The following is a 26,870-nucleotide window of genomic DNA, read 5'->3' as shown; positions in this document are numbered from 1 at the left end:
TAGTTATTATAGAATCTGGATATTCTGCTTTTATCTTATCTGCAAATTCTAATGCAGTCTTTGATTGAGCATCATGGATTTCACTATATTTGCCTGAACCAAAACTTGTATTCAGTGTCTCTGTGTTTCCAAATCCTATCATTTGAGCATCTGTTTCAATATCATTCCATTCATCCGTTCCCGCATAAGCTATTACAATATGTTTTGTATCCACTTTTCCATTTTTTATTGGAGCAACTGCCATTGCTTGCATTCCATTTTTATGGTCTACTACTTCTAAGACTTGGAATTCATTATCTGCTTTTTCAATTAAAGCTCCCTTTTTTACAGGTGTATTAGTACCCGGTTTATTTATTCGTACTTTGTAAACTTCCTTTGAAATTTCTTTATAATCAAAATCTGTAATCTTTACATCACTCATAAACTAATCCTCTAAATATTCTATATTTGCTTCTATTTTTGTATGGTTTTTGGGTGGTTTTATTCTTTTGAATTCTCCACTTTGATATCTAGCACCATCAATTTTCTTTGTGCTAGAACTTTCAGAAACATTAGCATAATATTTTCCATTTACTAAAAAATCACAATCCCAATACCCTGTCATATTACTTTTTGTTAAACTTAAAACTTTTATTTCTTTAATTTCATCACCATTTGCTAATTCGTAGTTATTTATAAAATATAGTACAAGCCTCTCTTGTCTTTCTCTAAATTCTTCTTTATGCTTTGCTCTGTTTCCATTTAAACTAAAAGCCATAAAAACACCTCCTATTAAAATTATAACTAAGCCTATAATATATATCTTTTTCATTTTATACCTTCCTATTTCAAAATAAATCTAAAATACATCTGTAATTATTATATCATAGATAAACCAATCCTCAAAGCATTTTATCTTTCTTTGGGATTTAGTACTTTTTTAAGTTTATTTACTGTTCACGTCAAGCTATTAAACAACTATTCTTTATATATCAACTCAAGCAAAGCCAATCTATCTATAGCTTTATTTACTTGTAACCAATAGTAAGTCTGATGTGGCAATTGTATTATTTGATAAAAATATTCTGAAAAGCTCATGTCCTCTAAACAATGAAATTCCCATAGACAAAAGAAAAACCCTTAACTTGTAATAATCCAAGCAGGGTTTTTCTTTTTAACAAAATTTCATTCGATTAGGATTTATATCTTTCTCTTTTTCGTAAAATTTTAAAATCTCGATACCATTTTCTAAAATCAACTTTTCAATTAATGGTTTATCTTCAATATTATAGAATAAAATGCTTATTCCACAACAGTGATCTTCTGTTTTAGGAGTTGGTGCTATTGTACATTTTATTCCATTTTGTTTCATTAATTGATAAAGATTCTGACCGCTTTTTGTATCTTTAAAAAAAATATAATATAGCATTAGCTTAACATCTCTATGAATGCACCAATTCTTGTTTTTAATTGTTCGCTATCTGCATCCGTATAGTCTGTTTCGATTCCAAGAACAGGAATTTTAGCTTCTTTCAAGGCTTTTTCAACTATTGTTCCCTCAGTATCGTAAAGTGTACAGAACTTTAGGTTTATATCAATGACACCATCAATATTATATTCTTTAACCAATCTGATTATATCATCAACTCTTTCAGTATTTGGAGTAAAACATGCACAGTTTATATTTCCTAAATATCTACGAGTTAGATTTTCAACCATTTCATCCATTGTCTTTCCATTTTCATCTACCAAATGTTCAGAATATCTATTACCTGTACACATTTCTTCACAGACAATCATTCCCCCGATATTTTCAACTATTTGATGAATTTTCCAGTTTGGAATTGAAAGTGGGGTACCAGTCAACAATATTCTCTTTGCATCTTTTTTAAATACACTTACATTATTCTTTGCTCTTTCTTCAAGTTCATCACAAAGTCTATTTACCTGAGCTGTAAATCTTACAGGATCATCATAAAATGCTATTTGTGTAATAAGTAGTACATCTCTTCCTGAAACAGGTACATTTTTAAGTTTTCTAAAGCTATTTAACCTTTGTAATGCCCTTCGCTTATTATTTATAGTTACAATAGCATTTCTAAGGCTTTCTTCTGTAATCTTATTTCCAGTCAATTTTTCTAATTCAGCCATATAGCCTTGTATTTCTTCTTTCCACTTAACAAAGTCTTTTTCTCTCTTCATTTGTGGAATATCCATTATATACATTGGAGCATCTTTTGCCAAAATTTCCCAAGCTTTTTTCTTTCCATCACAAGTTGTTTCTCCAACGAAAAGGTTAGCAATTCTAAAGAATGGACAAGTTCTGTCAAATCTTGCTCCTAAAGATGCTTTTATTAATGGACAAGTAGATGTTGGAAGTACTTTTTCTCCGCCCGGAACCCAAAATTGAGATCCACTGCATAGTCCTGTTGCAATAGCCCCTGCTGCAACTACCACTTCATCTGGAACATGGATACAAAAAGAACCTACAACTTTTCCGCCCTTCTTTTGAAATTCAATAAGTTCTGCAGGTCTAATCCCATGAATTTCTGCAACTACCATATTAAAATAGTCCATACTTTCAGGTCTGTTTTCTTGACTTAAAAAAACATCCCCAAATGCTACAGGTAAAACTTCGCATAAAATATCATGAGTATCAACATCCATATTCAAATCTTCCCACATTTTTCTATAATCAGCCATTTTTGCCTCCTAAAATAAATTTTTATTTATTATCATAGGGACAATCTTGAAATAAAATATCTAATTTCTCTACTTTTTTATTATTATACTTCTCTTTTAAAAACTCGTATCCACTACTTTTATAAGTTTTAAAAACTTCTCCAAGACAAAAATTTTCTATGATTTGATAGTCCTTATATTTTTTATCTATATCGTCCAAAATCTGAATAGCTCTTGGAACATATAACTTTTGTCTTTTTTTATCTACATCTTTAAAATTAGATATAACCCTATCAATCATATTATTTTTTTCTTCCAAAGAGAAAATAAATTGAGTATAAAATTCAACTTCATATAAAAATCTGGAGTCAATATCGGTTTTTGAAAGACTTTCCAATTTTGAAGAAATATTTTTAGATAATTCAATGGCTTTTAAGAATAATTTTTCAGAAAAATCTCGCTTATAGACTTCCCCTACTATATCTTTTAAATTTTCTAAATTTCCGTCATAGAAAAAAATCTTATCCTTAAAATTATCTTTTAATATTTTCAAAAGCAAAGGACAGGAATTATCTACAACTATTAGTTTTGCATTATAAAGTAAAGGGCATTTTTTAGTTATAGCATAAGTAAGAGTTGAATCAACTATGCTACACAAATCTTTTTCATTCGAATATTCCAATATGTATTTATCTACTCCGTCTAAAGGTAGAGGCACCAAGTCAAAACCGTAAAATATTTCTTTCGGAACGGTTCTCCCCAAGTATCCTATTATGTATTTTTCACTATCTAAACCCATTATCGTCTCTACAAAAGCATTTCGCCTAAGCTCTAAAATTTCTTCTCTCAAATTTTCCATAATCTTTTTTGATATTTAATCATATCTCCTTATTTTTTCTTTTAATATTTTAGATATTTTTCAAGAAATTCTATGATAAAATAACTTTTTAACTATGTATCTGACTGTTTTCAGCTTCACCTCCAATATAATTAGAATTTTTAATTATCATTTAGTCAAATACATTAACTTGTGTTTCATATTTGTATTATATCACATATTTTTTTACTAGTAAAATTAGAAATATTAATTGAAAGTCCTTATTCATAACGAAAATTTATAATAAAACATTGAATTTATATTATTTATTAGCCAATTGAATAAAAAATCTTTTTTTATAAAATAATATAACCTTATTTTAAGGATATATCTTTAAATAATTGTTCTTTTATTGACAATGCTTATTATTTATGATATACTCAATCTATCTTCAGGGCGAGGGTAGTTTCCTCACCGGCAGTAAAGTCTGCGAGCATTATGCTGAATTGGTGAAATTCCAATACCGACAGTTAAAGTCTGGATGAAAGAAGAAAAATTTATGCCCTAAAGATGGCATTTTTTTTTGCTAAATTTTTAGGAGGTTATTATGAATAACAAAAAATTCGGTATTTCAGAGATTACAAAAATTGCAATTCTTGCATCAATATCTGTGCTTTTAATGTTAATTAAAGTTCCTCTACCTTTTTCACCTACATTTTTGGAATTGGATATTGCAGAGCTTCCTGCATTAATCGGAGGATTTGCAATGGGACCATTAGCAGGATTCTTAATTGTTTGCATAAAAATATTATTAAATATTGTAATTAATGGGACAAAAACTTTTTATGTTGGAGAACTTTCAAATTTAATTGTTTCATCAGCATTCGTATTGACAACTGCACTTATCTATAAACATAACAAAAGTAAAAAGTCAGCTCTATTAGGACTTGCTATAGGAAGCATTTCAATGTCTATAGTTGCAACTTTGAGCAATTATTTTATAATTTTCCCACTTTATGCAAAATTATTAAAAATTGACTTGAACACTTTTGTCAGTGCGATTTCTAAAATAAATCCACTTGTAAAAAGTTATTTTACATTAATGGTATTTTCAGTACTACCTTTTAACTTAGTTAAAACAGCCGTTACTTCAATAGTAACATCCTTATTATATAAAAGAATATCACCTATTTTAAAGAAAAAAGCATAGAATTCTATGCTTTTAATAAATACATCAAAAAACGACAAATTTTCATTTGCCGTTTTTTATATTTCATATTTTATTTTTCTATTTCCTTTGAATTTTCCATTCTTCTGTAAAGATATAATGCAATTAAAGTAAATAACAATGGTCCTGCAATTGACATTATAGTTGTTTTAAAATCACCCTTGGAGATAGCTGGTTCAATAACTGTAAATAAGTTTGCGAAACCAACTATAAAACAAGTAATAGCAACAACAACTTTAACTGTTGAATAAGTTTTAAATTTTACAAAAGGTCTTTCTATATTCTCATTCTTTCTAAATGCTAAGAATGAATAAGCGATAAAGAAATAAGGTAAAGTCAAAGAAACATTTGTCATGGAAACTAAAATTTGGAAAAATTGTTGTGCGCTATCCCCACCAAATGATACTACTGCAATCATTATTATTACACAAATTGCTTGGTAAATCATAGGTTTAGTATATACTCCATTCTTTTGTTCAGTCCATGATTCTGGCCATAATTCTTTAGGAGTTCCTCCAATTAACTGTTTTAATGGAGAATAAATAAGAGTAAAGAACGCTCCAGTCAAAGCAAGGAACATTGATATCCCCATATAACGAGAAACCCAAAGTCCTACATTCCTTGCAGCAGATTCGGCAAGACCAAAAGCAAGTCCTAATTGATATCCCATATGGTTCATAGCAATATATGATACATTACCTAAAGTTATTTTTTGTGCTGAAAATTGTGTAAATGCAAATGACCATTTAGTAAATGTACCAAAAATCAAAATACCTAGTGAATATCCTAAAGATACTACAATTGCTGAAATAACAATACCTTTTGGAAAGTTCTTTTCAGGATTTTCAGTTTGGTCAACAAGTCCCCCTACAACTTCCAAACCACCATAAGCAAATATAGCATAAACTATAAATGATAAAACTTGCAAACCACCAGCATAATCAGGATTTGGTGAATGAGCTAAAGCGTTAGCAGTTATTGAATCTCCTACTCCACCTTTGTTTAAAATCAACATCAAAATTCCACCAACAAATAAAAATACATTAATTAATGCTACAGCACTACCACCAAAAGATGTAAATTTCTTAATTTTATCAATACCCTTTGTAGATATAAATGTTAAAGTGATAATCCATAAAATAGCAAGAATTCCTAATGTTTTTACAGAACCCAATCCTAATAAAGACCAACTTTGAGTTTTATCAATCCCATAAATTGCATTTGATAAAACAATCCAAATACCTGAACCAACGTTTACCATCCATACTATGTATGATGCATACCACATAAACGTTACCACAAATGCATATTTACTTCCTGAACTTTTTTCCATCCAAGAGTAAATCCCCCCTGCAGAATCTTTGAAAGCAGAACCATACTCTGCAATCATAAATGCAAATGGCAAGAAGAAAGCCAAACAAGAAATAATATACCAAGGAATAGCTGCGTATCCCATAAGATAGTATGATCTTGTAACATTAGTAAAACCAAAAACAGAAGTGAACACCATTAAAACGAGTGCTCTTAAACTCAATTTTTTCTTAGACATAACATCCCTCCAATATTTATTTTTTTCATTTTGAATTTTAACACAAAATAACAGACATGTCAACATAGTATAAATAAATTTTATACTTTGCAATCAAAGTATTTTTTTTGAAATCAATGATAAATTATAAAAAATAAAAATATCAACTAAAAAAAGTTGATTGCTACTGAAAAAATAATGCATCACAAAAATTATTTAATGCTTTTAAGCGGATTTAATATATAACAAAAAAATTTAATGAAAATTTATTTATAAGTAAATTTAATAAAATAAATAGATATAATTTTATTATTGACGCAAACTTACATTTTTAAATAATATTTACTCAAAAATTAGACATTTCTCTTTTTGAATATTTATTCTTATGATAAACTTCAATGTAATATATTTTTCATACTTAAATTTTAAAAAAATATATTTTTTATATTTTTACATTGTTTAAATCATTTTCCATAATTTAATTACATAAAAAAACGGCTTTTAATTTAGCCATTTTTATAAAACTTTTTTAATCTATATCCTCAATAAACACTTTTCCGTTTACAACTCTAATTACCTTATCAAATTTTTTAAGATGTTCCATTGATGTATTATGTGTTACAATCAAAACTGTTTGATCTGATTTCAATAAAATATCCTCTAATTTTAAGACACTTTCAGCATCAACACCTGTAAAAGGTTCATCCAAAACCAGTATTTCTCCTTTTCTACACAATATACGAAGTAATGCAAGAACTCTTTTTTCACCACCACTAAAGTTTGAACAGTCATCAGTATTTCTACCAAGAATATCCTTGATTATTGCAATTTCATTAGCATTATCTGGAATGTAATCATAGGAATATGAATCAAAAACTGTTACATTTTCCTTTACAGATGCACGATAAATATGCTCATGTTGACTCATATAAAGTAATGTATTTGATAAATTAAGCTCTCTTACATTTTCTCCGTCAATACTGACTTCCCCCTGATTTGGCTTATGTATTCCAAGTAATAAATTTAAAAAAGTTGACTTTCCTGCACCTGATTTACCAACAATTGCATATTTTTTACCTTTTTCTATTTTTAAGTTTATATCTTCTAGTTGTAGTTTGTCAACTGTGAATTTTACATTATCAAAAATTAATTCATTTTTAAAATTTTCCAATTCTTTTTTGTTTTCTGTTTCTGATTTTTGATTTAAAAATGAAAGTATATTTTGTTTTGTAGAATTTACTGAACGGATAGTCGTAATGTCATATAGCAAGCTATCAATAGGGTCGATAAATGCAGAAGAATAGCTTAATGTCGCTATTGCAACACCTACAGTTATCTCTTTTTTATAGAATAAATATCCTACAATCGCAAAAGTAAAAGCCCTAACCATTTTGGTCATTAAATCACTTAATCCAAGTACCAATGCTTTTTTCTTTCCAAATTCATATCTTTTATCCGCTGTTTTATGTAGAATTTCATTATGTCTATTTTTTATATTTTCAATTGTTTTAGAATTTATTAAGCCAAAACCTTCAAGCAAATCGGAAATAGTTGAAGTATATTTTCCAAGATGCCTTTGGTAATTACTTCTGCTATTATCCAACACTTTTCCAAATATTTTTGGGATAAAAATCGCAAAAATAGAAGATAAAACTACTACTAGACCAATTTTATAGTTGATATTCATAAAAATAATAACTCCATAAATCAACATCATATTTACCGAACGAATCACATCTACAATTGGTTGTAAATAATCTTGTTCTAATGCAGTAATATCATTTGATTGAATAGATATATATTCCCCTATCGGTTTTTCGTGAAAAATTTTACTATTCATATTAAAAATTTTATCGAAAAAATTCTTTTTAAGTCTTGTTTCAAACGAAATTCCTGATTTAAATGCTACTAAAACGCAAAAATATTGCATTAGTGAATAAATTCCAAGTAACAAAGCATATAATAGAATGGCTAAAATGATTTGACTTGAGGTGCTTTGTAATCCATAATCAAATAACCACTTTTGAATCAATGGAGTTAATGCTAAACAAATAACTCCTATAAAATCCAATACTACTTGAAGAATAATATATTTTTTAACTTTAGATAAATAATCTTTCATTTTTACTCCTAAATAATTTATAGTAAAATAAAACTCTATTTTTAAAACTAGATATAATCAATTAAATTATATCATATTAAAAGTCAAAATGAAATCTTTAATTTTTAATAAATTTATGCAATTTAAGACTTTACTTTTTGTGTTTTATGCTGTATAATTGTAAAGATAAATTTAAGGAGGTATGTTATGACAAATTTGATTAAGTTTTCTAAAGAAAATATATTTAATTATTTTAATTTTGTTTTGACGACTCTCTTTTTTGATTTTAATAACGGACTTGCTGTCTTTAAAAATATTTTACTTAATTATTAATGAAATAACAGTTGTTATTTCATTTTTTTTATATATTTTTAAGACTCAAGTAAAAGGAGGATTTATGAATAATAAAGAATTTATTGGCGTAAGGGACAAAGTTCCTGTTACAATGCTTATACCTTTGAGTTTACAACATACTTTTGCTATGTTTGGAGCTTCAGTTTTAGTTCCGATTTTATTTAATGTAAACCCCGGTATTGTTCTTTTGATGAATGGTATAGGTACATTGTTGTTTATTTTTATAACAAAAGGAAAGGCACCCGCCTATTTAGGTTCAAGTTTTGCCTTTTTGGGAGTAGGTACTGTTATTATAAACACTATGGGTTATAGATATGCACTCGGTGCTTTTGCTACAACAGGATTTTTAGGTTGTATCTTAGCGTATTTAATCTATAAATTCAGAACAGATTGGATAAATATTGTGCTTCCACCTGCAGCAATGGGTGCAGTTGTTTCTCTTATCGGCCTTGAACTTGCAGGAAATACAATAAGAGGCGGAAAAATAGGTGCAAATATATTGACTGAAACTTCAACTAATGCTGATGTTTATGTATTTTTAATCACTCTTTCAGTTGCAATTTTAGGCTCAGTTGTATTTAGAAAATTTTTAGGAACAATTCCAATCCTTATTGCTATCATCTGTGGATATATTGCAGCTTTAGCTTTTGGAATGATTGACTTTTCTACAGTTACATCTTCAACATTATTTACAATACCGGAATTTCAATTTCCAATTTTTGACTTCAAAGCAAGTTTGATAATGCTTCCTGCATTACTCGTAATAACTTCAGAACATATAAGTCATCAAGTTGTAACAAGTAATATAATAGGTCAAAATCTTTTAGAAGACCCGGGATTACATAGAAGTATCTTTGCCGATAACTTTTCAACTATGTTATCTGCTCTTGTAGGCGGAGTTCCAACAACAACTTATGGAGAAAACATCGGCGTAATGGCAGTTACTAAAGTTTATTCAGTTTATGTAATTGCCGGTGCAGCGGTAATCTCAATATGTATGGCATTTATCGCCCCTTTAAGTATGTTAATTCAAAGCATACCAGGAAATGTAATTGGTGGAATAACATTCTTACTTTACGGAATGATTGGTACTTCTGGAATAAGACTCTTAGTTGATTCAAAAGTTGACTACTCAAATAGCCAAAATTTGATTTTGACTTCAGTTGTATTCGTAACAGGACTTAGTGGAATTTCAATTAATTTCTTCGGAATGCAATTAAAAGGAATGGTTCTTGCAAGTATGGTTGCAGTAGTATTAAGTTTAATATTCCATTTCTTAAACAAATTTGGACTTTCAAATCATAAATAAATAGTAAAAAGTTTCACGTCATAGCACCAAACTACTCGACATTGCCCAACACGTCATTTCGACTGTAGCGAAGCGAAATGGAGAAATCTCATAGTTTTGCTTGTTTACAAGCAAAACTAAATGTATCGTAGATACATATATAGAGAAAATTTCGCAAGGTTTTATATTCAATTATAATTGAATAAAAATTTTAAAATAGTATAAAACTTTACAAAAATAGCATAGAAAAAAACTCAACTTTTTGATTCAAAGTTGAGTTTTTCTATAAAGTCCATAATTCTATAAATTATTTTCTAGCCATTTTTGTAATTCATCAAAATCGTAAAATCCACTTAATGCTAATCCATCTTTTACTATAGAATTTTTACATTCTTTCTTTATATCATCAATCATCATTCCAAAACCTCCGCCACCATGAGTGCAGAACGGAATAATTGTTTTACCATCCAAATTTGCATTACGTAAAAAAGTAAGAACTGGTGGTGCAAAAGTCTTAAGCCAATTAGGTGAGCCTATAAAAACTACATCTACATCATCAATATTTCCTATTTCTTCTGCCAAAGGTGGACAGTATCCCTTATCAATCTCAATTCTAGCTTCTTTTACTGCCGTATTATATGAAAAAGAATAAGGTCTTAGTGGTTTTAATTCCAATAAATCTCCGTCTGTGATTAAAGCAATATCTTCCGCTAATCTTCTAGTTATTCCCGAATAGGAATAATACACAACTAAAATTTTCATCAAAATCTCCTTCAAGTTTCAAATTGAAACTAAATTTTTAATTATTTTTTAAGATAGCTTTAAAAAATTCTTTATTGTTTTCAGTTTTCTTTATGTTTTTTACTAAATTATCCATAATTTCATTAGTATTTGTATTTGAAAGTTTTCTACGAATTAAATTTGCAGATTGAATTTCTTCTTCACTCAAAAGTAAATCGTCTTTTCTAGTTCCTGATTTATAAATATCTATAGCAGGGAAAATTCTGAGTTCTGAAAGTTTTCTACTCAAATGAATTTCCATATTTCCCGTTCCCTTAAATTCTTCATAAATCATATCGTCCATTTTACTTCCCGTATCCACAAGTGTTGTTGCAATTATGGTTAAACTTCCACCATTTTCAACATTTCTAGCAGAGCCGAAAAATCTTTTTGGCTTATGCAATGCAAAAGGATCAAGTCCACCCGTAAGAGTTTTTCCAGAAGACGGTGTATTTACATTGTAGGCTCTTGAAAGTCTTGTTATGCTGTCAACCAAAATAACAACATCTTCTCCAAGCTCTACTAGTCTTTTTGCTCTTTCAAGCACAAATTCTGCAAGTCTTATATGATTTTGAGGTAATTCATCAAAAGTTGAAGCGATTACTTCAGCTTTTGTAAATCTCTTCATTTCCGTAACTTCTTCAGGTCTTTCTCCAATTAATAAAACAAAAATTTTACTCTTTGGATTATTTATTTCTACACCTTTTAAAATTGAACGAAGTAGGCTTGTCTTTCCCGCCTTTGGAGGAGCTACTATTAAAGCTCTCTGTCCCTTTCCAATCGGCACTAAAAAGTCAATTATTCTAGTTGAAACCTCATCTTTTTCAGTTTCCAAAGTATACTTTTCATTTGGATAAATTGGAATTAAATCGTCAAAATCTTTTCTAGTTTTTAATTCTGAAACCTTTATATCATTTATTTCATTTATATAAATAAGTGGAGAAAATTTTTCACTTTCCTTACTCTCTCTAGTTAAGCCTAAAATTTTATCTCCCTTTTTAAGTCTAAATCTTCTTATCTGAGTTGGTGATACATAGATATCTTCTTCACCTGAATCATAGCCATTTGAACGCAAAAAACCATAACCGTCTGCAGTAATATCTATAAGTCCACATACAGTTTTTGTATTAGTCTTTGAGTCATTTTCAACAGACTCATCTATGCTTACTCTTTCAGGCTCTTCACTTTCAAATCCATTATCCGCCTTTAAAATTTCAGATATCAATTCATTCTTTTTATACTTTGAAACATTTGCAATTCCATAAGACTTTGCAATAGTTTTTAATTCATCAAGATATTTTCCTTTTAAAAGTTCTATATTCATACTATCTCTTTATTTTTGCATATTCAGGTTTTTTAGAAATTCTATGAGTTGCTTCAATATTTCTAATTGTTCCTGTTTCTGCTCTCATAACAACAGAGTAAGTCTTAACTCTATCATTACCGATATGTCTAACTCCGTTAATAAGTTCGCCGTCAGTTACACCTGTTGCAGCAAATAAAACTTCATCGCCCTTTACTAAGTCATTCATTTCTAAAACTTTTAGCGGATCTTCAAGTCCCATTGCTTCACATCTTCTAAATTCTTCTTCATCAGCAGGAACAAGTCTTCCTTGGAAAACTCCGCCTAAGGCTTTAATGGCTGCAGCAGCTAAAACACCTTCAGGTGCTCCACCAATTCCAACCATTAAATCACAACCGCTATTTTCAATACAAGTTGCAATGGCTTGAGCAATATCTCCAGCTTCAAAAAGTTTTATTCTTGCGCCAAGTTTTCTAACTCTATCTATAATATCTTGATGTCTTTCTCTATTTAAAATACTAACTGTAACTTCTCCAACTTCTTTTCCTAAAGCTCTCGCAAGTCTTCTTATATTCATTTCGATAGGTAAATCAATATGTATGCAATCAACAGCCAAAGGACCAGCTGCAATCTTATCCATATACATATCTGGAGCATGTAATAAACAACCTGCAGGTGCACAAGCAGCAACTGCAATTGCATTTGGCAATCCATTTGCTACAAGAGAAGTTCCATCAACAGGGTCAACTGCAATATCAACCTTTGCAACACCTTCTTGTCCATTTCCTACAACTTCGCCAATATACAACATAGGAGCTTCGTCCATTTCTCCTTCACCGATAACAACAGTTCCTTCCATTGGAAGTTCGTTGAACATTGATCTCATTGCTTCAACAGCCGCTCCGTCTGCACCATTTTTATCGCCTTTTCCTAAAAAATATGAAGAACGAATTGCCGCAGCTTCCGTAACTCTTACTAAATTTAAAGTTAAATTTCTATCCATAATTTCCTCCTACTATTTAACACTTTCCCAATCTTTTAAAAACTTTTCAATTCCTATATCAGTTAGTGGATGTTTTAACATTTGTTTGAACACCTTATAAGGTACTGTTGCAATATCCGCTCCACTCTTAGCAATTTGAAGAACATGCATTGGAGTTCTTACAGAAGCAGCAATGATTTCAGTTGTAATCGCATAATTATTGAAAACTTCAAAAATATCTTCAATTAAAATCATTCCTTCAGAGCTGATATCATCAAGTCTACCTAAAAATGGACTTACATAAGTAGCTCCTGCCTTTGCTGCAAGAAGTGCTTGAGTAGCTGAAAAAATCAAAGTAACATTTGTCTTTATTCCATCTTTACTCAAAACATTAACTGCCTTTAATCCCTCTTCAGTCATAGGAATTTTTATTACAATATTTTTATTTATCTTACAAAGTTCTCTAGCTTCTTTTACCATTCCTTCTGCTTCAAGGCTGATAACCTCCGCTGAAATAGGTCCGTCAACGATTGAAGTTATTTCAGTTATAACTTCAACAAAATCTCTTCCCTCTTTCGCTATCAAAGACGGATTAGTAGTAACACCGTCAAGAATACCCCATTTACTAATCTCTCTTATCTCATCAACATTCGCTGTGTCAATAAAAAATTTCATCAATTGCCTCCTAAATATAATTAATCTATTCGAATATATTTTACCACAAAACAATGCAAAATGCTAATAAACAAAAAGTTGTTTTAAATAAAATTAAAACAACTTTAAAACTTATATATTAAATAATATGGTAATAACAGAAAGGATTATTCCAATAAGAGAAATGGACAAAAACTTAAATCCTTTTTCCTCCGAGAAATAGTAAAATATTGCTCCAATAACTGAAATAGCAAAAGTTGTACCAATCCCTAGTAATTTTGATTCCACATTCGAAGGATTCCCTTTTAAATCAATCTGTACAGTTATAACATCAGGTAAAACTATATATCCATATATTGCTAATCCAACAGATAGTAACAAAACAATTCCAAATATTATTTTCTTGTTCATAATCAATCACCCTCCTCTTAAGATGATTATATCAAAAAAAAAAAAAAAATAAACAAGTTTTTAGGTATTTTTCGATATAAATAATGAAAGTTTTTGGGTATAATCGATTATAACATTATATTTTTTAAAATGGAGGTTTATATGAATAAATTTTATAAAGAAATATGCAAATACTACGAAGATATTTTCCCAACAAATGAAGCACAATTAAATTTTTTAAATAATATTTCAGATGGAAAAGACTATTTAGACATAGGCTGTGCAACAGGACTCGTTGCAAAAAACTTGGAAAACTTAGGAAAAAATGTAATATGTATCGACTTGGAAGAAAATATGGTAGATGAAACAAGAAAAAAAGGGCTTAAAGTATTTCAAAAAGATATGTTGGAATTGGACTTTGAAGAAAAATTTGACGTCTGCTATTGCATTGGAACAACTATTGCACATTTGGAAGACATAAACCAAATCTGTAGCTTCATCCTAAAAACTATGGACTTACTAAAAGAAAACGGAAACCTAGTCTTAAGCTGGGTAAACTTCAAACCTTTCATTCTTAAAAATGACCTATTTCTAGGAGCCTTACCAACTCTTGGAACAAAAGTTAAATTTACAAGAAACTATTACAGAGAAAATAGCAAAATCCGTTTCAACACGGTACTTACAACAGAAAACAAAAAATTTGAAAACACGCAACTCCTAGTTCCACTATTAGTTGATGACTTAATTTCATTCGTAAACAGGCTCGGACTAAAATACGAAATCTACGGAAACTTCAAAAAAGACAAATTCGATGAAGAAAACTCCCCGTCAGTAGTATTTGTAGTGAGTAAATAAAGAAAAAACAACCTACTCGTTGGGAGTAGGGTTGTTTTTTATAACCACTCGAATTCGAGGGAGTTATAATCAGAATTATATATTAATTTTTTTATTTAAATACTTCTATTGTTATTTATAATCCATGTCTATAAATATGCTTACGAACAATTAAATTATTTAACTTTTCACTGTGCTCAAAAGAAGATATGTTTTTAAAATCTTCATAATTTTTTTGTTCATAAAAATATTGAAATAATGAATAAACAACTAAAGGTATATCATCATATGTTCCAACATGTGTAGTCCAATAAATTTTAGATCTATTATTAAAAAACTCTCCTATTTTTCTATAACAATCAAATGCTTCTTCATCCAAATTAAACCACTCTTCATCTAAAAAAATTTTTTTATTAAAATTAGAATTTTCTTCGATCTTTCTTCGCTTATCAGTACATTCATCGTCAATTACTTTTATAAATCTTCCAATTAGGTTAGAAATAAAATCGGATATCCTTATTCCTAAATTATCTTTTGACTCAAATCTTTCTATAGTCGCATTTGGAAACATAGATATTGCAGTGTCATAAATTTTTTGTGTGCGATTTCCTTTTCCATCTATATCTAAATAAATATTCTCACTGTTTATATCTAATTCATTAAGTAAATTTTTAAACCCATCAAAACTAAAATAATAATCCCATTTATATTTCTCTTCAATATTTAAATTTTTTTCGATATTATTAATTTGCTGATTAAGTAAGCAAGCAAAATTACACTCTCTATTTTTCAGTTCAAAATTTAATCTTGTTTCAAGTACATAATTTATAATTTTTTTTATTTCCAAAAGTAATTTTTTTGAATTATATTCATCAGAATGCATTAGTTTAACTAATTTTTCTGTCTTATGTTGTTCTAAAAATTTGACTGTACCATAAATAAGATTATATACTTCTTTATCGTCATAAAAATCACCTAACTCTATTATATATTTTATAAAAATTCTACTTACTACAATTTCAAACTTACTTATAGTTGAAATATTAATTATAACTGAATACTCGTCTAATAAATCAAATAATTTAGTGTAAAATCTAATAAATACTTTCCTCATTGATGAAAATCCTTTATTATAATTTTTACTATTTATTATTGTTCCTTTAAACTCATGATCTTCTTTTTGACCTATTAAATTTTTATATTCTTGTTCTAAAACTTGATATTTGTTTAAAAAATCATTCGTCTTATTTTCTTCGACTCCTACAAAGGAAACAACAAAATATGTTGAAGTATTTTCTGTATTTATATTTTGAATCCCATCTTTTTGTGTAATTGATAAATCATGATATGATTCATCATAATAAAAATGTTTCTTTTCATTTTTATTAATTTTTGTCAATGTATTATCCTCCATTATGAAATTATATTTTATTATTTGTTCAATTCTTTAATACTTATGTCGTTTAGTTTTTCAAGTGACATCATTTGAGTTCTTGCAAGTTTTCTAAGTTCAATCATTCTTTCTTTTTGTGGCAGTCCTTTTTCAATTAGAACAGCATTGTAGCTTTCCATATTTGCTAGAACTAAAAGTTCATTTAGACTTGCATAGTCTCTCATATTTCCTTTTAAGTTTGGATTTTCTTCTCTCCATTGTTTTGCAGTTTTATTAAATAATGCTACATTTAACATATCAGCCTCACCTGCATATTTAAAGGCTAATTGACTTTCAGTTAAATCATTTAGTAAATATGTTTTGATAGCATCTGTATGAATCTTATAATTAATTTTAGAAATTTCTCTATTCAAATTCCAATCAAGCGACAATCTTGAATTTTCATCTGACTTAAGTCTCTTATAATCTTGAATAATATACAGCTTAAACTCTGCAGAAATCCAAGAAGCAAATTCCATCGCAATATCATAATGTGCATATGTTCCTCCATATTTTCCCGCTTTAGATATAATTCCTATTGCATTGGTAGAATTAATCCATTTTTGTGGAGTCATTATAAATCTATTTAGTCCTGCTTCATTTCTATACGTGTCGAATTGCACACGGTTAAAATTTTCATTATTAAGCACTTCCCACAATCCAATGAACTCTAATGTATTTCTATTTCGCATCCAATTTTGAATAACAAATCTGGGATCATCATTATTTTTATACTTTGCAATATCTGTCAGACTTATGTAGTCGTTTTTAAAGTCTTCTGTATAGATTTGAATTGCAAATCCTTTTGCTGAAATTTGCTCTTTAGTTACTTTTGTCACAATGGAATCTCCTTATCTATAATATATACTTACATATCATAATTCTATCATATATCTTAAAATTTTTCCATACGAGTTGAGTTTCACACGGATAAAATTAATTTATCCATTTTTACAACAAAAAAGATAGCATTTCTGCTATCCTTCTAAATATTATTTTCTAATTCATTTATTCTTTTTATCATTGGAATACAAAGAGAGATTACTACAAGGCATATGCCTGAGATTATTATTAATAATGCTGAGCCTCTTCCTACTCCTTTTTCTGTTATTATTCCCAAGTAATCGGCTATTTTTCCTGAGATGGAATATGCAACAACATATCCAAGTTGTGAGAGAAATCCAATCAGTCCCCAAGCTCTTCCTTGATATTCATCGGGAATGTTAGTTCTTGAGAGATAGTCTAGGCAATTATTAGCAAAGGGCAATGTTAAGAAGAAGAAAAATCCGAATATACACATTATTAGTACATTTTCAAAGATTCCAAATGCTAATATAAAAATTCCTGAAAATGTAAGAGATATGCTTAAGACTTTTACAAAGTTTCTTTTTATTCCTCGAATTCCTAAAAATATACCTGAAACCAACATACCACTTGCACAAATTGTTTCCACAATTCCTAAAGTTTTTGAGTCTGTGATAGACAAGAATATCGGAACGGCTAATACTTGAAATACTCCCATAAACATTGTTATAACTCCAGCAAGTATTACTAGAAAAAATACTCCTCTATTGCCATATACTACTTTCCAGCCATCTTTTAATCCGCTTAAAAAGTGATCTGATGTGCTGATATTTTTGTTTTTGATACTTTTTCTGATAATTAAGGTACATATTACAGTCAATATAAAAGTACATATATCTATTATTAAAAGCAATTTTACATCACTTATAGTTAGGAGTACTCCTGCAATTATTGGAGAAAGTAAATATTTAGCACTTCCTGCTAGAGAGAGTAGTCCACTTGCCTTGGAGAATTCATCTTTTGTTAGTAAGTCATTGATTGTGGCTCTAAAAGAAGGTTCAAGTAATGATGAAAAAACGGAACTTATAAAAACTCCTATACAAATCTGCGAAAATGTAGCACCTCCATTCATCATACACCATAGAATATAAACTATTCCCATTCCTGAGCATCCATCTCCAATTACCATTAAAAGTCTTCTATCGTGTTTATCTGCCAGCACTCCAGCAGGAACACTTAATATAATAGTTGGCAAAAAGCCAATTAGAGTAATAAGTGCCATATCAGATGCTCGCCCTGTTTTTTGAAAAATATACACTCCAAGTCCGAAGCTTGTAAGTCCTCCACCGACTTGAGAAATCAGTTCCCCAGACCATAATAATAAAAATTTTTTGAAATTATATCCTATTTTCATATTTATCCCTTTTAATCATTTTGAATTTCAAGAAGTTTACCAACATGTTCTGTTTCAAAAAACATTTTTTTGTTAGTCAAAACAACAATTACAGCAGCAATTGTAATAAAAATAGTTTCTATACATTTTGTTTCAGGCGTCATTGCTATTTTTTCTTGCATAAAGTTTAGAAACATATGAAAAATAATTGTCGCAAACATACTTCTATTATTTTTAACATACACCCATTCTTGTATAAAAGTCATAGGTATAGCACTAATAAGGAAGTTCATTACATAAAGAATTCCCATTTCCTTAAGTCCATAATGATATGTTCCTTCTGCCCAAAATAGAGGAATATGCCAAGATGACCAAATGAATCCAAATATAAGGGAAGCTTTAAACCAGTTATATTTTGATCCTAAAGCATCTGCACCATATCCTCTCCATCCAATTTCTTCTATTACTGAAGCTAAAAAGATAGTAAGAAGTGCTGATGTTCCAGCGATTGAAAACGAAAAATCATCATTAAAACCAAACTGTTTTGGAGAGCCTCCAAATAATACAGAAGTTCCAATTGATAGACAAACAGCTATTCCAAAAACAATTACTGGAAGTAAAATATAAAGTGGCTTTATTCTATAAAATCCTATAATCTTTCTTTTAAAATCTTTTTTAAGGTTCTTATTTTTTGATGTAAATACAGTTATAACCGCTGTTAAAGCAGGTGCAATTAGTCCCAAAAACAAAAGTGGAAATAGTAATTTACTATTATTTAATAAAATAGCTAATAACCAACAGCCCCAAGTTGAAGCAAAAACTATAAAGAAAAATCTTTTTGGTTTATATACATATTTATCCATAATTAAATATCCTCCTGTTTTTGTATTAATTTATTAAGGAATATCAAAAATCCAGGTTGTGCACCCAGTATTTTTTCTACTATATCAATAAATACATCGACATCTGTATTAGAATATTCCATATCATCAAACAGTTCACTACTCAAAATCATTATTATTCTAATTCTTTGTGGAATATTCTCACATTTTAGTATCCCTAATTGAACTCCTTCTTCAACAATCTTAGATAACATCGGAACAACTCTTTCAATAACTTGACGATTAATCTTGTTATGCATAATTAAATTGTCTTGACGGTTAAGAGTCTCAACGATTTGAAATTCATCTTTATTTGGCCTAAAAGATGTTATTATTCCAATCATTTTTTCGGGCAAATCTAAATCTGAATTTAATATTTCATTTGCTCTCATCTCATACTCATCAATCATCATTTGTATTACTTCTTCAAGCATTTGTTCTTTACTTTTAAAATGATAGTAGTATGTTCCCTTCGCTATTTTAGCTTCCTCTATAATTTCATCTATACTTGTATTTTCGTAACCCTTTGAAAGAAACATTCTATATGCTATTTTTAACAACTCGTGTTTCGTCTTTTCACCTTTTTTCATAACAACCTCCTTATTCGACTACTAGTCGGTTTTTATTATTATAACAACTTTTAAATACCTTGTCAAGTATTTTTCGACTAATAGTCGATTTTTTTGGAAAATTTTAAAATATTGTATATAAGGAATATTTTTACACAAAAAAAGATAGCATTATCGCTATCTGCATTATCGCTATCTATTTTACTTTTGTAGCTATTAATTATAAGGAGCTATAATTAACTTACCATCTACATATTCTCCTAAAAATACATCGCTGTATTTCTCCAATCCTTGCTTTTTAATTTCTGCAATCAACCAATCTTCATCTTTTCCTATTACTTCTAAAATATCAGTTTGCAAATGTCCGTCTGTTATCAATGGGAACTTTGGATTTTCTTCTCCATAATGAATAATTATAAGTTGACCATTTTGTTCAACAATGGCTCTTTTTACATCTTTCATTGAATAAACATTATTAGTTCTAAGTTTAAAAGATACATCATGAGCAGATAGGCCTACTTTTCTACAATTTTCTATATTAATTTTACCTTCATCAATAATTATCAATGCTTTTCCATCTATAACTTGTTTTACTTTTACAACATGTTGTTTAAGCCATTTTAAGCCTAACACAAGAGCACACCAAATGCATAGAATACCGATGAAGTCAAGTATCTTAATACTATTATTATAAATTACACCACCAATTATTCCCCCAAGTACATAATTTTGAACTTGATCACTTGCTGAATTCGGTGCTAAGTTTCCTTTTCCTGAGATATTTATTATAGTTATTAAAGCTAAAAATCCAATTAATAATTTTATAGCTACTAAAAGAAATGGATTCATTATTCCCCCTAAATTTTTATAAAGCTGTTAAAGCTGCTATTGTTCCAAAGATTACACCAGGTATATTTGCTACAATAATAGGCAAGTCTTTTTTCTCTTGGAAAAATCCATAGCTAACCCATAAAGTACAGTTTATTGCGGCAACCATAGGTTGTAAAAAACCACTTTTATTTCCGTGTAAGTTATTAATAATTTGTGGAAAATAGGATATATACATTAACATTGCAGTACAAGTTGCTATCCATCCTAAAATTTTAAGTGTTTTTTGATTCATAAATTTTCCTTCTTTCTAATATAATCCTATTATTTTAAACTAAATCATATTATTGTAAAATATGATGAAATTAAAATCTCTTTTTAATAGATTTAAAGTAATTTTAATTATACCACTTTTTTTATTTATAACAACTATTTTTATATAGAAATTTAATTTTATTCAAAAATATATTTTTCAAACCAATTGTCCAAAAAATTCATTTGTTCTTCAGTGTGAAAATAATGCTCTCCATTCTTCATAATAGTAATACTCGAATTAGTTTTTTATCTTTTTTTGGCTTTTTCAATTTTTCGACTAATCTTTTCAATTACATAATATATTATCTTTTATTTTCATCCATAAGAACCCTACCCTTCCACGATGCTTCGCATCGGGTGGATTCCTGGGAACCTTGTTGTTTCACAATAAAAAACAGTAAATCATTCACAATTTACCGTTTTTCTATATAATCTATTTTTTCTCCATTTTTTTTACTGCCATAAAATATCTCTGAATTCCCAATAACACAACGACTCCATCAATTATTGGCAAAACGTACCAAAGGCTCTGTGCTCCAATCATACGAGGTAATAAAATTACAGCTGGAATAAACAAAATTATCTGTCTTAACATAACTAAAATACCGGCTGTTTTACCATCTCCAATCGCTTGAAAAAATGTTATAGTCATAATCATTACCCCATAAGCAATGAAAATACTGTACATTATGCGGAAATTCGGAATAGCTAAAAATAGTGTTTCATCGGATAATCCAAATAATCCAAGAATTGGTTTAGCAAAAATTTCTGAAGGTATCCAAAAACAAGCAGCTAATATAATAGAACTGATAGCGAAAACATTGAATATTTTTTTGACCCTATCATACTGCTCTGCTCCAAAATTGGCACCAATAGCAGGTTGTAATCCTTGACTCATTCCCCAAAGAGGAATGAATGAAAAAGCCTGCATTCTTAAGATAGCCGCCATAATTGCTGCGGATGTTTCTCCACCGTAACGAAAAGCTTGACTATAAAGAAAACTCTGCTGAATAATAGTTAACACCTGCATAAGCATAGCAGAAACACCTACGGAAAACATATCTCCGGTTATATCCCCTTCTTTTCTAATCATCCCAATTTTTACAACTTTACTTTTTTTCTTAAAATACCAAAGAGTAAAAATTGCCTGAACAAATTGTGCTGTTATCGTAGCGACAGCAGCACCTTCAATACCACGCTCTCTAAATAGTATCATAAGAATCGGATCCAACAATATATTTATACCTGCACCAATTCCCATAATAAGCATTGCTCGTTTCATCAACCCCTCGCCACGCATAACCATATTTGCTGCCTGCGCGAAATTTACAAAAATAGACCCTATAAAAATAATTCGTAAATAACGAGTAGAAAGATTTAAAAGTTCTCCTTTTGCACCAAATACACTAAGTAATTGTTGGCAAAATATGATCCCTAAAACAGTAACAATTGTTGACAATGTTAGAATCCAAAAACAAAGATTTCCCATAACTTTATCTATTATTTTTTGATTTCCTTCTCCAATGGCTCTGGATAATAGTGACGCTGAACCTACCCCAATTAAAGTTGCGATACCCGTATTGATATATGTGAACGGAGTGGCAATTCCTACAGCGGTCATAGCTTTCTCTCCAAGTATCTGGCCGGCGAAAATCCCATCCATTAGCGGATATAAGCCGATAACAATCATCCCTAATATTGCCGGTAATGAAAGTTTAATTAATATTTGTAACGGTTTAGCTGTTAACAGCTCTTTACTATCTTTATTCATCTAATTACACCTCTTCTCTATTTATCATTAAAACATCAATTATCATTTTCTCAAGAACTTGACGTTGTGAAACTAAATGTTCCCTAATTCCCAATGTCTCACAACTCAAGATAATAGTATTAAGTAAATCATTGAGTAATTTCAAAGATTCTTCACAAATTTCTCCATAGTCATATTCATCCAGCATTCGTTTAAAATTTTTGATATAACTGTCCTGTAATTTTTTATAAAGTTCCTGTAAGTCTTCATCTTCCTTCATTGACTGCAAAAACATAACATATATTGGAATAAATATATTAGTAGAAAGTGCCCTATCAACAGTAATTTCAGCTAATAACTCTACACTTAAAGGCTTAGAAATTTCACATATCTTTTTTTCAATAATGTCTTCTCGATATTTACAACCTCTTAACATCAAATCGTATAGAATTTCAGTTGTACTTTTATAATAGTGGTACAAACCTCCTGTGGACAGTCCAGTAGCTTGTACTAAATCATACATACTTGTGTTTTTATATCCTTTTCTTGTAAAAACATCTAATGCAATATTTTGTATTTTCAATTTTCTTTCTCTTGATGTTAGTCGTTCTCTAGTCATTTTGCCCTCCTTACCGACATAACTATCGGTAATAATAGATTAACACTAACTAACTTAATTGTCAATACCTTAATATTACAAAAATCATAATAAACAAATAAATAATAACTTTTTGTTCACACAAAAAAGACTACTTATCTACTTCTGATAAATAGTCTTCTCGTCCAATTTTTAGATTTTTCCATTTAAGAGTTTCTTAGTTTTTCTAAAATTCTATCTCTCTTCATTTTCAAAACATTCATATCTTTAAATTTATAATTTCGTATTAACATAACATTAATTTTGTTTAAATTTTGTTAAACCATATTATAATAACATATTCTATTCAATATATTCAGCATTTACTTTATATTATTTTAAAACAAAAACCTACTAATTAATATCTTAGTAGCATTTTTGTAAATTTATTATACACAACTTCTGACTTAATCCTCTCAAATTCGACCAAACTTAAGCTAATACTATATAAATTTACTAAACCATTTATCCAAAAAATTCATTTGTTCTTCAGTATGAAAATAATGCTCTCCATTTTTCATAATAGTAAGACTAGAATTAGTTTTATTTGCAAAATTCGTCATAGTCTCCAAAGAAGTTAGAAAGTCATTTTCTGCATAGAGAATATCTGTTGGTACATTCCATTCTATTGGATTATCCCTAACATAGCTAAGATATTTCCAAGACAAAGTCTCTCCAAAAGATGTTGAAATCTCTTTTTCTTTATATAACTCTTCCTCTGAAACATTAGACATTTTCATCATATTTAAAATTATTTTTTCCATATCTACAACTGGTGAAATAAACATAGCTTTTTTAATTTTCTTATCCGATAATGCAAGCATCGAATAATAAGCTCCCAAACTATTTGCTATTAAGTAAATATCATCATATTCAGAGACTATGGAATCAAAAAACTTTGAAAATTCTATCTTCGCATCCCAAGGAAATTCAGATTTGTAATCAAAGCCAATAATTTTATATTTATCATTAAAAAATTTTTTATAATGTTCTGATTCAACAGAATTCCCGCCTTTCCCATGTATGTATATAACTGCATTTTTCATTATAACACCTCTATTTTTTATAAAATTTTCGGGATTAAATACAATTGTTCCATATTTTAATTTAGGTAATTTAATTATCTCATCATATAATTTATTAACTTCTTTAAACGGCTTAATAGATAAATGTTCTATATTTTCAAGACTTAAAAGTGGAGTGTAATCCTTACTTTTTACAATACTTGTAAAAAATCTAAAAAATCTTAATTGCTTCATATCTTTCAAAAAATCAATAGAATCTATATGAATATTCTTTGGAGCAAAACAATCCCCCTCAATTGTGAGACTTTCTAATTTTTTAAGATTTGTAAGTGGACTATAATCGTCAATTTTTTGAAAATTTTCAACTGTTAAAGCTACTAAATTTTCTAATTTCGAAATTGGTTCAATACTTCCCACACTTGAACCTGAACCTAAATGAAGGAATTCAAGATTTACAAGATTTGAAATCTTAGAAATATCAGGATAAACTCCCCACTTAATATATAATTTTTTAAGATTTTGTTGTGAACAAACTGCATTAAACAACTCTTGTGGCATTCTTGTACAAAATGTAAGTTCTGTAAAAGCCGTTGGATTTTTAATTAAAAAATCACACCATTCATTTACAACATTTTTTCTTGACTTTGCAGTTTTGTACTTTGAATTAGAACTATCATCCAATTGAGTACAATTTATTATAATTGCACTTTCTCCATTATATTCAGAAACCTCTACAATACTTCTAGGTCTATTTTCATTTTTGAAGTAATAATCATAACCGTATATTAATTGTTTTTCATTTAAAACCATTTTTTACTCCTTCCTATTTAAGAAGATTATATCTAAATTTTCATTGCTAATACTTTATTATGATTATATCATATGTATATATTTCATTCAATTTGAGTTGATATGCTTGTGGGCTTATGAGATTTACATATTTTATGTATCTTCGATACATTTACTTTTGCTAAAGCAAAAGTATGAGATCTTTCGACTACACTACGTTTCGCTCAAGATGACGTATAAGGAATAAACTTTGATTACGGGCTTAACGTTAAAAGTAAATAAACATCAAACTATATTTATAACCTTATACAACGATATGTTTAACGTTATAGCAACTTGCAAAACAACGCCCCTAACACGTCATCTCGACCGAAGTTGAGCAAAGCGAAACGAAGCGGAGAGATCTCATATGTTTACTTATAAACAAAAGTAGGTCTGATGGGGTAATTGTATCTTTAGATACAATTACCCTGCAGATATCATTTTTCGCACAAAAAAGACGATATTTCTATCGCCTTTTAAGTGTATATTTATTTTTATAAACTTAAACCATTCCTTCAGCATTCATACGAATTGCATAGAATTCCTGAAATGTATCCGGTTCATTTTCTATTGTTTCTTTCATTTGAATTAACTTTCTTTTTCCAACTCGTCTATCTAAAACTGCGAAAATTCTTACGAGTAAATTTTCACTTTTTAGGCTCATTTCTATACTTTGATTGTCAAATTCTACAAAGGCATTGTAAAAACAACGTTGGTCAAATACTCCCAATTTTAAAGCTGTATCGTCAATAAATGCATTTTCTTTTTTCATTCTTTCTTCGTATTTTTCATCTCTAGGAAATAAATCGGCTTTAAACCAGTTGTTCCAAAAACAACCTTTGATGATTTCTTTTCCGTCATATCTTATTGCTGCTCGTCCCTCATGGTCAGGACTTTTACTATAAGTTGTAGCAAAATATTGAATATGCCCTTGTAGGCTTTCAGCAAGATATTCTTTTTCAAGTTTTCTCCTTATACCACTCCAACTAGCCAATATTATATCCCCCTTTTAAATGAATTTTATTTATTTTCTGTATTCTTTGACTTGAAAAAAGTTTTTCCCCAACCAATTAGCGAAGCCCCAAGATATCCTATTGTGTAATTTATAAAGATATCTCTATAAGCAGATTTTGCCAAAAGCTCTCTAAGTCCAGTTAGCCAAATATATCCAAACACTAATAAAAGAGTTGGAATGTAGATTATGATAGCCTTTAGCCAATAATTTTTAAGTTTCAAATTTTTAATCAATATATATGCAAGAACTATTATAAATACAATAATCGCTCTATCAATTTCATGCCAATTTCCATTTGGGTCTTCATACTTTCCATTCAAAAGATACAGCACACTATTAAAAATAGTCGCAATGGTATATAGCACCGAGTAAAGAAAAGTAGCCTGTTTTAACCAATTATTCCATATATATTTCATAATTCTACCTCCATAAATTTAAATTTATTTTCATAAGAATTAAAGAACTTTAAC

Annotated in this window: 28 protein-coding genes and 1 riboswitch; of the genes, 4 read left to right on the top strand and 24 right to left on the bottom strand. The window is 29.0% G+C overall.

Annotated features, from left to right (window positions below; all coding sequences use genetic code 11):
* The 5 genes from VJI93_RS06425 to VJI93_RS06405 form a co-directional block, all read right to left on the bottom strand.
* Nucleotides 1-421, bottom strand: a 421-nt coding sequence (locus VJI93_RS06425) for a hypothetical protein (protein ID WP_323999986.1), incomplete at its 3' end; no start/stop codon positions are given.
* Between the two features lie 3 nt (nucleotides 422-424).
* Entirely contained in the window at nucleotides 425-811 is a 387-nt protein-coding gene (locus VJI93_RS06420) for a hypothetical protein (protein ID WP_323999987.1), read from the bottom strand.
* A gap of 342 nt (nucleotides 812-1,153) precedes the next feature.
* The gene (locus VJI93_RS06415; protein ID WP_323999989.1) at nucleotides 1,154-1,408 is read right to left on the bottom strand and encodes a DUF3343 domain-containing protein; all 255 of its coding nucleotides are present in this window, start codon (nucleotides 1,406-1,408) and stop codon (nucleotides 1,154-1,156) included.
* On the bottom strand, nucleotides 1,408-2,682 hold the full coding sequence (locus tag VJI93_RS06410; protein ID WP_323999991.1) for a double-cubane-cluster-containing anaerobic reductase: 1,275 nt from the start codon (nucleotides 2,680-2,682) through the stop codon (nucleotides 1,408-1,410). Before VJI93_RS06410 ends, VJI93_RS06415 begins: the two co-directional genes overlap by 1 nt.
* 22 nt (nucleotides 2,683-2,704) lie before the next feature.
* The gene (locus VJI93_RS06405; RefSeq protein ID WP_323999993.1) at nucleotides 2,705-3,520 is read right to left on the bottom strand and encodes a 2-hydroxyacyl-CoA dehydratase family protein; all 816 of its coding nucleotides are present in this window, start codon (nucleotides 3,518-3,520) and stop codon (nucleotides 2,705-2,707) included.
* 401 nt (nucleotides 3,521-3,921) lie between these two features.
* A riboswitch (FMN riboswitch) is annotated at nucleotides 3,922-4,035 on the top strand.
* 50 nt (nucleotides 4,036-4,085) lie between these two features.
* Here VJI93_RS06405 and VJI93_RS06400 point away from each other — a divergent pair.
* A complete protein-coding gene (locus tag VJI93_RS06400; RefSeq protein ID WP_323999995.1) occupies nucleotides 4,086-4,688 on the top strand; it encodes an ECF transporter S component in 603 nt (200 codons plus the stop codon).
* Nucleotides 4,689-4,758: 70 nt separating this feature from the next.
* Here the strand turns inward: VJI93_RS06400 and yjeM are convergent, their stop codons facing one another.
* Nucleotides 4,759-6,255: a glutamate/gamma-aminobutyrate family transporter YjeM gene (gene yjeM / locus VJI93_RS06395; protein WP_323999997.1), complete on the bottom strand. Its 1,497-nt coding sequence runs from the start codon at nucleotides 6,253-6,255 to the stop codon at nucleotides 4,759-4,761.
* A 508-nt stretch (nucleotides 6,256-6,763) separates the two neighbouring features.
* Complete coding sequence (locus tag VJI93_RS06390; protein WP_323999999.1) at nucleotides 6,764-8,356, bottom strand: ABC transporter ATP-binding protein; 1,593 nt, start codon at nucleotides 8,354-8,356, stop codon at nucleotides 6,764-6,766.
* A 186-nt stretch (nucleotides 8,357-8,542) separates the two neighbouring features.
* Between VJI93_RS06390 and VJI93_RS06385 the strand changes: the two genes are divergently transcribed.
* Both VJI93_RS06385 and uraA read left to right on the top strand, forming a co-directional pair.
* Nucleotides 8,543-8,668: a hypothetical protein gene (locus VJI93_RS06385; protein WP_269753436.1), complete on the top strand. Its 126-nt coding sequence runs from the start codon at nucleotides 8,543-8,545 to the stop codon at nucleotides 8,666-8,668.
* 64 nt (nucleotides 8,669-8,732) lie between these two features.
* Nucleotides 8,733-9,998 carry a uracil permease gene (uraA, locus tag VJI93_RS06380; RefSeq protein WP_324000001.1) on the top strand — a complete coding sequence of 422 codons (1,266 nt, stop codon included), beginning with the start codon at nucleotides 8,733-8,735 and terminating at the stop codon, nucleotides 9,996-9,998.
* Nucleotides 9,999-10,277: 279 nt separating this feature from the next.
* On the opposite strand, the gene VJI93_RS06375 is transcribed toward uraA, so the two are convergent.
* From VJI93_RS06375 to VJI93_RS06355, 5 genes are all read right to left on the bottom strand, one after another.
* On the bottom strand, nucleotides 10,278-10,739 hold the full coding sequence (locus tag VJI93_RS06375; RefSeq protein ID WP_029950655.1) for a flavodoxin: 462 nt from the start codon (nucleotides 10,737-10,739) through the stop codon (nucleotides 10,278-10,280).
* 37 nt (nucleotides 10,740-10,776) lie between these two features.
* Nucleotides 10,777-12,081, bottom strand: a complete 1,305-nt coding sequence (rho, locus tag VJI93_RS06370) for a transcription termination factor Rho (RefSeq protein ID WP_324000005.1) — start codon at nucleotides 12,079-12,081, stop codon at nucleotides 10,777-10,779.
* A 1-nt stretch (nucleotide 12,082) separates the two neighbouring features.
* Complete coding sequence (gene glpX, locus VJI93_RS06365) at nucleotides 12,083-13,063, bottom strand: class II fructose-bisphosphatase (protein WP_324000007.1); 981 nt, start codon at nucleotides 13,061-13,063, stop codon at nucleotides 12,083-12,085.
* A 12-nt stretch (nucleotides 13,064-13,075) separates the two neighbouring features.
* The gene (gene fsa / locus VJI93_RS06360) at nucleotides 13,076-13,717 is read right to left on the bottom strand and encodes a fructose-6-phosphate aldolase (RefSeq protein WP_324000010.1); all 642 of its coding nucleotides are present in this window, start codon (nucleotides 13,715-13,717) and stop codon (nucleotides 13,076-13,078) included.
* Nucleotides 13,718-13,828: 111 nt separating this feature from the next.
* Nucleotides 13,829-14,107 (bottom strand): DUF1648 domain-containing protein, encoded by a 279-nt coding sequence (locus VJI93_RS06355; protein ID WP_324000012.1) that lies wholly within the window; start codon nucleotides 14,105-14,107, stop codon nucleotides 13,829-13,831.
* A 141-nt stretch (nucleotides 14,108-14,248) separates the two neighbouring features.
* On the opposite strand from VJI93_RS06355, the gene VJI93_RS06350 reads away from it, so the two are divergent.
* Nucleotides 14,249-14,941 (top strand): class I SAM-dependent methyltransferase, encoded by a 693-nt coding sequence (locus tag VJI93_RS06350; protein WP_324000014.1) that lies wholly within the window; start codon nucleotides 14,249-14,251, stop codon nucleotides 14,939-14,941.
* Nucleotides 14,942-15,056: 115 nt separating this feature from the next.
* On the opposite strand, the gene VJI93_RS06345 is transcribed toward VJI93_RS06350, so the two are convergent.
* The 12 genes from VJI93_RS06345 to VJI93_RS06290 all read right to left on the bottom strand — a co-directional run bounded on the left by VJI93_RS06345 (nucleotide 15,057) and on the right by VJI93_RS06290 (nucleotide 26,816).
* Complete coding sequence (locus VJI93_RS06345; RefSeq protein WP_324000015.1) at nucleotides 15,057-16,319, bottom strand: hypothetical protein; 1,263 nt, start codon at nucleotides 16,317-16,319, stop codon at nucleotides 15,057-15,059.
* Nucleotides 16,320-16,351: 32 nt separating this feature from the next.
* On the bottom strand, nucleotides 16,352-17,191 hold the full coding sequence (locus VJI93_RS06340; RefSeq protein ID WP_324000017.1) for a KilA-N domain-containing protein: 840 nt from the start codon (nucleotides 17,189-17,191) through the stop codon (nucleotides 16,352-16,354).
* A gap of 146 nt (nucleotides 17,192-17,337) precedes the next feature.
* Complete coding sequence (locus VJI93_RS06335) at nucleotides 17,338-18,570, bottom strand: MFS transporter (protein ID WP_324000019.1); 1,233 nt, start codon at nucleotides 18,568-18,570, stop codon at nucleotides 17,338-17,340.
* Nucleotides 18,571-18,581: 11 nt separating this feature from the next.
* Nucleotides 18,582-19,412, bottom strand: a complete 831-nt coding sequence (locus tag VJI93_RS06330; protein ID WP_324000021.1) for a CPBP family intramembrane glutamic endopeptidase — start codon at nucleotides 19,410-19,412, stop codon at nucleotides 18,582-18,584.
* Between the two features lie 2 nt (nucleotides 19,413-19,414).
* Nucleotides 19,415-20,020, bottom strand: coding sequence for a TetR/AcrR family transcriptional regulator (locus VJI93_RS06325; RefSeq protein WP_324000023.1), 606 nt, complete (start codon nucleotides 20,018-20,020; stop codon nucleotides 19,415-19,417).
* A gap of 195 nt (nucleotides 20,021-20,215) precedes the next feature.
* Nucleotides 20,216-20,848: a DUF421 domain-containing protein gene (locus VJI93_RS06320; protein ID WP_324000025.1), complete on the bottom strand. Its 633-nt coding sequence runs from the start codon at nucleotides 20,846-20,848 to the stop codon at nucleotides 20,216-20,218.
* Between the two features lie 16 nt (nucleotides 20,849-20,864).
* A complete protein-coding gene (locus VJI93_RS06315; RefSeq protein ID WP_324000027.1) occupies nucleotides 20,865-21,122 on the bottom strand; it encodes a SemiSWEET family transporter in 258 nt (85 codons plus the stop codon).
* 453 nt (nucleotides 21,123-21,575) lie between these two features.
* Nucleotides 21,576-22,913, bottom strand: coding sequence for an MATE family efflux transporter (locus VJI93_RS06310; protein ID WP_324000029.1), 1,338 nt, complete (start codon nucleotides 22,911-22,913; stop codon nucleotides 21,576-21,578).
* 4 nt (nucleotides 22,914-22,917) lie between these two features.
* Nucleotides 22,918-23,511, bottom strand: a complete 594-nt coding sequence (locus tag VJI93_RS06305) for a TetR/AcrR family transcriptional regulator (RefSeq protein WP_004832653.1) — start codon at nucleotides 23,509-23,511, stop codon at nucleotides 22,918-22,920.
* Nucleotides 23,512-23,972: 461 nt separating this feature from the next.
* Nucleotides 23,973-25,364, bottom strand: coding sequence for a hypothetical protein (locus tag VJI93_RS06300; protein ID WP_324000032.1), 1,392 nt, complete (start codon nucleotides 25,362-25,364; stop codon nucleotides 23,973-23,975).
* 523 nt (nucleotides 25,365-25,887) lie between these two features.
* Nucleotides 25,888-26,379 carry an SF0329 family protein gene (locus VJI93_RS06295; RefSeq protein WP_324000033.1) on the bottom strand — a complete coding sequence of 164 codons (492 nt, stop codon included), beginning with the start codon at nucleotides 26,377-26,379 and terminating at the stop codon, nucleotides 25,888-25,890.
* Between the two features lie 26 nt (nucleotides 26,380-26,405).
* Nucleotides 26,406-26,816 (bottom strand): DUF6608 family protein, encoded by a 411-nt coding sequence (locus VJI93_RS06290; RefSeq protein WP_324000035.1) that lies wholly within the window; start codon nucleotides 26,814-26,816, stop codon nucleotides 26,406-26,408.
* Nucleotides 26,817-26,870 lie beyond the last annotated feature (54 nt).

The organism is Parvimonas sp. M20 (genome assembly GCF_035282425.1).
Lineage (GTDB): Bacteria > Bacillota > Clostridia > Tissierellales > Peptoniphilaceae > Parvimonas.
Note: the sequence above shows the minus strand (reverse complement) of the source record. Positions and strands in the feature narration are given on the sequence as shown.

Excerpts from the sequence above, each read along its gene's own strand:
- VJI93_RS06420 (WP_323999987.1), bottom strand. The coding sequence starts at position 811 with ATGAAAAAGATATATATTATAGGCTTAGTTATAATTTTAATAGGAGGT.
- VJI93_RS06415 (WP_323999989.1), bottom strand. The coding sequence starts at position 1,408 with ATGCTATATTATATTTTTTTTAAAGATACAAAAAGCGGTCAGAATCTT.
- VJI93_RS06410 (WP_323999991.1), bottom strand. The coding sequence starts at position 2,682 with ATGGCTGATTATAGAAAAATGTGGGAAGATTTGAATATGGATGTTGAT.
- VJI93_RS06405 (WP_323999993.1), bottom strand. The coding sequence starts at position 3,520 with ATGGAAAATTTGAGAGAAGAAATTTTAGAGCTTAGGCGAAATGCTTTT.
- VJI93_RS06400 (WP_323999995.1), top strand. The coding sequence starts at position 4,086 with ATGAATAACAAAAAATTCGGTATTTCAGAGATTACAAAAATTGCAATT.
- yjeM (WP_323999997.1), bottom strand. The coding sequence starts at position 6,255 with ATGTCTAAGAAAAAATTGAGTTTAAGAGCACTCGTTTTAATGGTGTTC.
- VJI93_RS06390 (WP_323999999.1), bottom strand. The coding sequence starts at position 8,356 with ATGAAAGATTATTTATCTAAAGTTAAAAAATATATTATTCTTCAAGTA.
- VJI93_RS06385 (WP_269753436.1), top strand. The coding sequence starts at position 8,543 with ATGACAAATTTGATTAAGTTTTCTAAAGAAAATATATTTAATTATTTT.
- uraA (WP_324000001.1), top strand. The coding sequence starts at position 8,733 with ATGAATAATAAAGAATTTATTGGCGTAAGGGACAAAGTTCCTGTTACA.
- VJI93_RS06375 (WP_029950655.1), bottom strand. The coding sequence starts at position 10,739 with ATGAAAATTTTAGTTGTGTATTATTCCTATTCGGGAATAACTAGAAGA.
- rho (WP_324000005.1), bottom strand. The coding sequence starts at position 12,081 with ATGAATATAGAACTTTTAAAAGGAAAATATCTTGATGAATTAAAAACT.
- glpX (WP_324000007.1), bottom strand. The coding sequence starts at position 13,063 with ATGGATAGAAATTTAACTTTAAATTTAGTAAGAGTTACGGAAGCTGCG.
- fsa (WP_324000010.1), bottom strand. The coding sequence starts at position 13,717 with ATGAAATTTTTTATTGACACAGCGAATGTTGATGAGATAAGAGAGATT.
- VJI93_RS06355 (WP_324000012.1), bottom strand. The coding sequence starts at position 14,107 with ATGAACAAGAAAATAATATTTGGAATTGTTTTGTTACTATCTGTTGGA.
- VJI93_RS06350 (WP_324000014.1), top strand. The coding sequence starts at position 14,249 with ATGAATAAATTTTATAAAGAAATATGCAAATACTACGAAGATATTTTC.
- VJI93_RS06335 (WP_324000019.1), bottom strand. The coding sequence starts at position 18,570 with ATGAAAATAGGATATAATTTCAAAAAATTTTTATTATTATGGTCTGGG.
- VJI93_RS06330 (WP_324000021.1), bottom strand. The coding sequence starts at position 19,412 with ATGGATAAATATGTATATAAACCAAAAAGATTTTTCTTTATAGTTTTT.
- VJI93_RS06325 (WP_324000023.1), bottom strand. The coding sequence starts at position 20,020 with ATGAAAAAAGGTGAAAAGACGAAACACGAGTTGTTAAAAATAGCATAT.
- VJI93_RS06320 (WP_324000025.1), bottom strand. The coding sequence starts at position 20,848 with ATGAATCCATTTCTTTTAGTAGCTATAAAATTATTAATTGGATTTTTA.
- VJI93_RS06315 (WP_324000027.1), bottom strand. The coding sequence starts at position 21,122 with ATGAATCAAAAAACACTTAAAATTTTAGGATGGATAGCAACTTGTACT.
- VJI93_RS06310 (WP_324000029.1), bottom strand. The coding sequence starts at position 22,913 with ATGAATAAAGATAGTAAAGAGCTGTTAACAGCTAAACCGTTACAAATA.
- VJI93_RS06305 (WP_004832653.1), bottom strand. The coding sequence starts at position 23,511 with ATGACTAGAGAACGACTAACATCAAGAGAAAGAAAATTGAAAATACAA.
- VJI93_RS06300 (WP_324000032.1), bottom strand. The coding sequence starts at position 25,364 with ATGGTTTTAAATGAAAAACAATTAATATACGGTTATGATTATTACTTC.
- VJI93_RS06290 (WP_324000035.1), bottom strand. The coding sequence starts at position 26,816 with ATGAAATATATATGGAATAATTGGTTAAAACAGGCTACTTTTCTTTAC.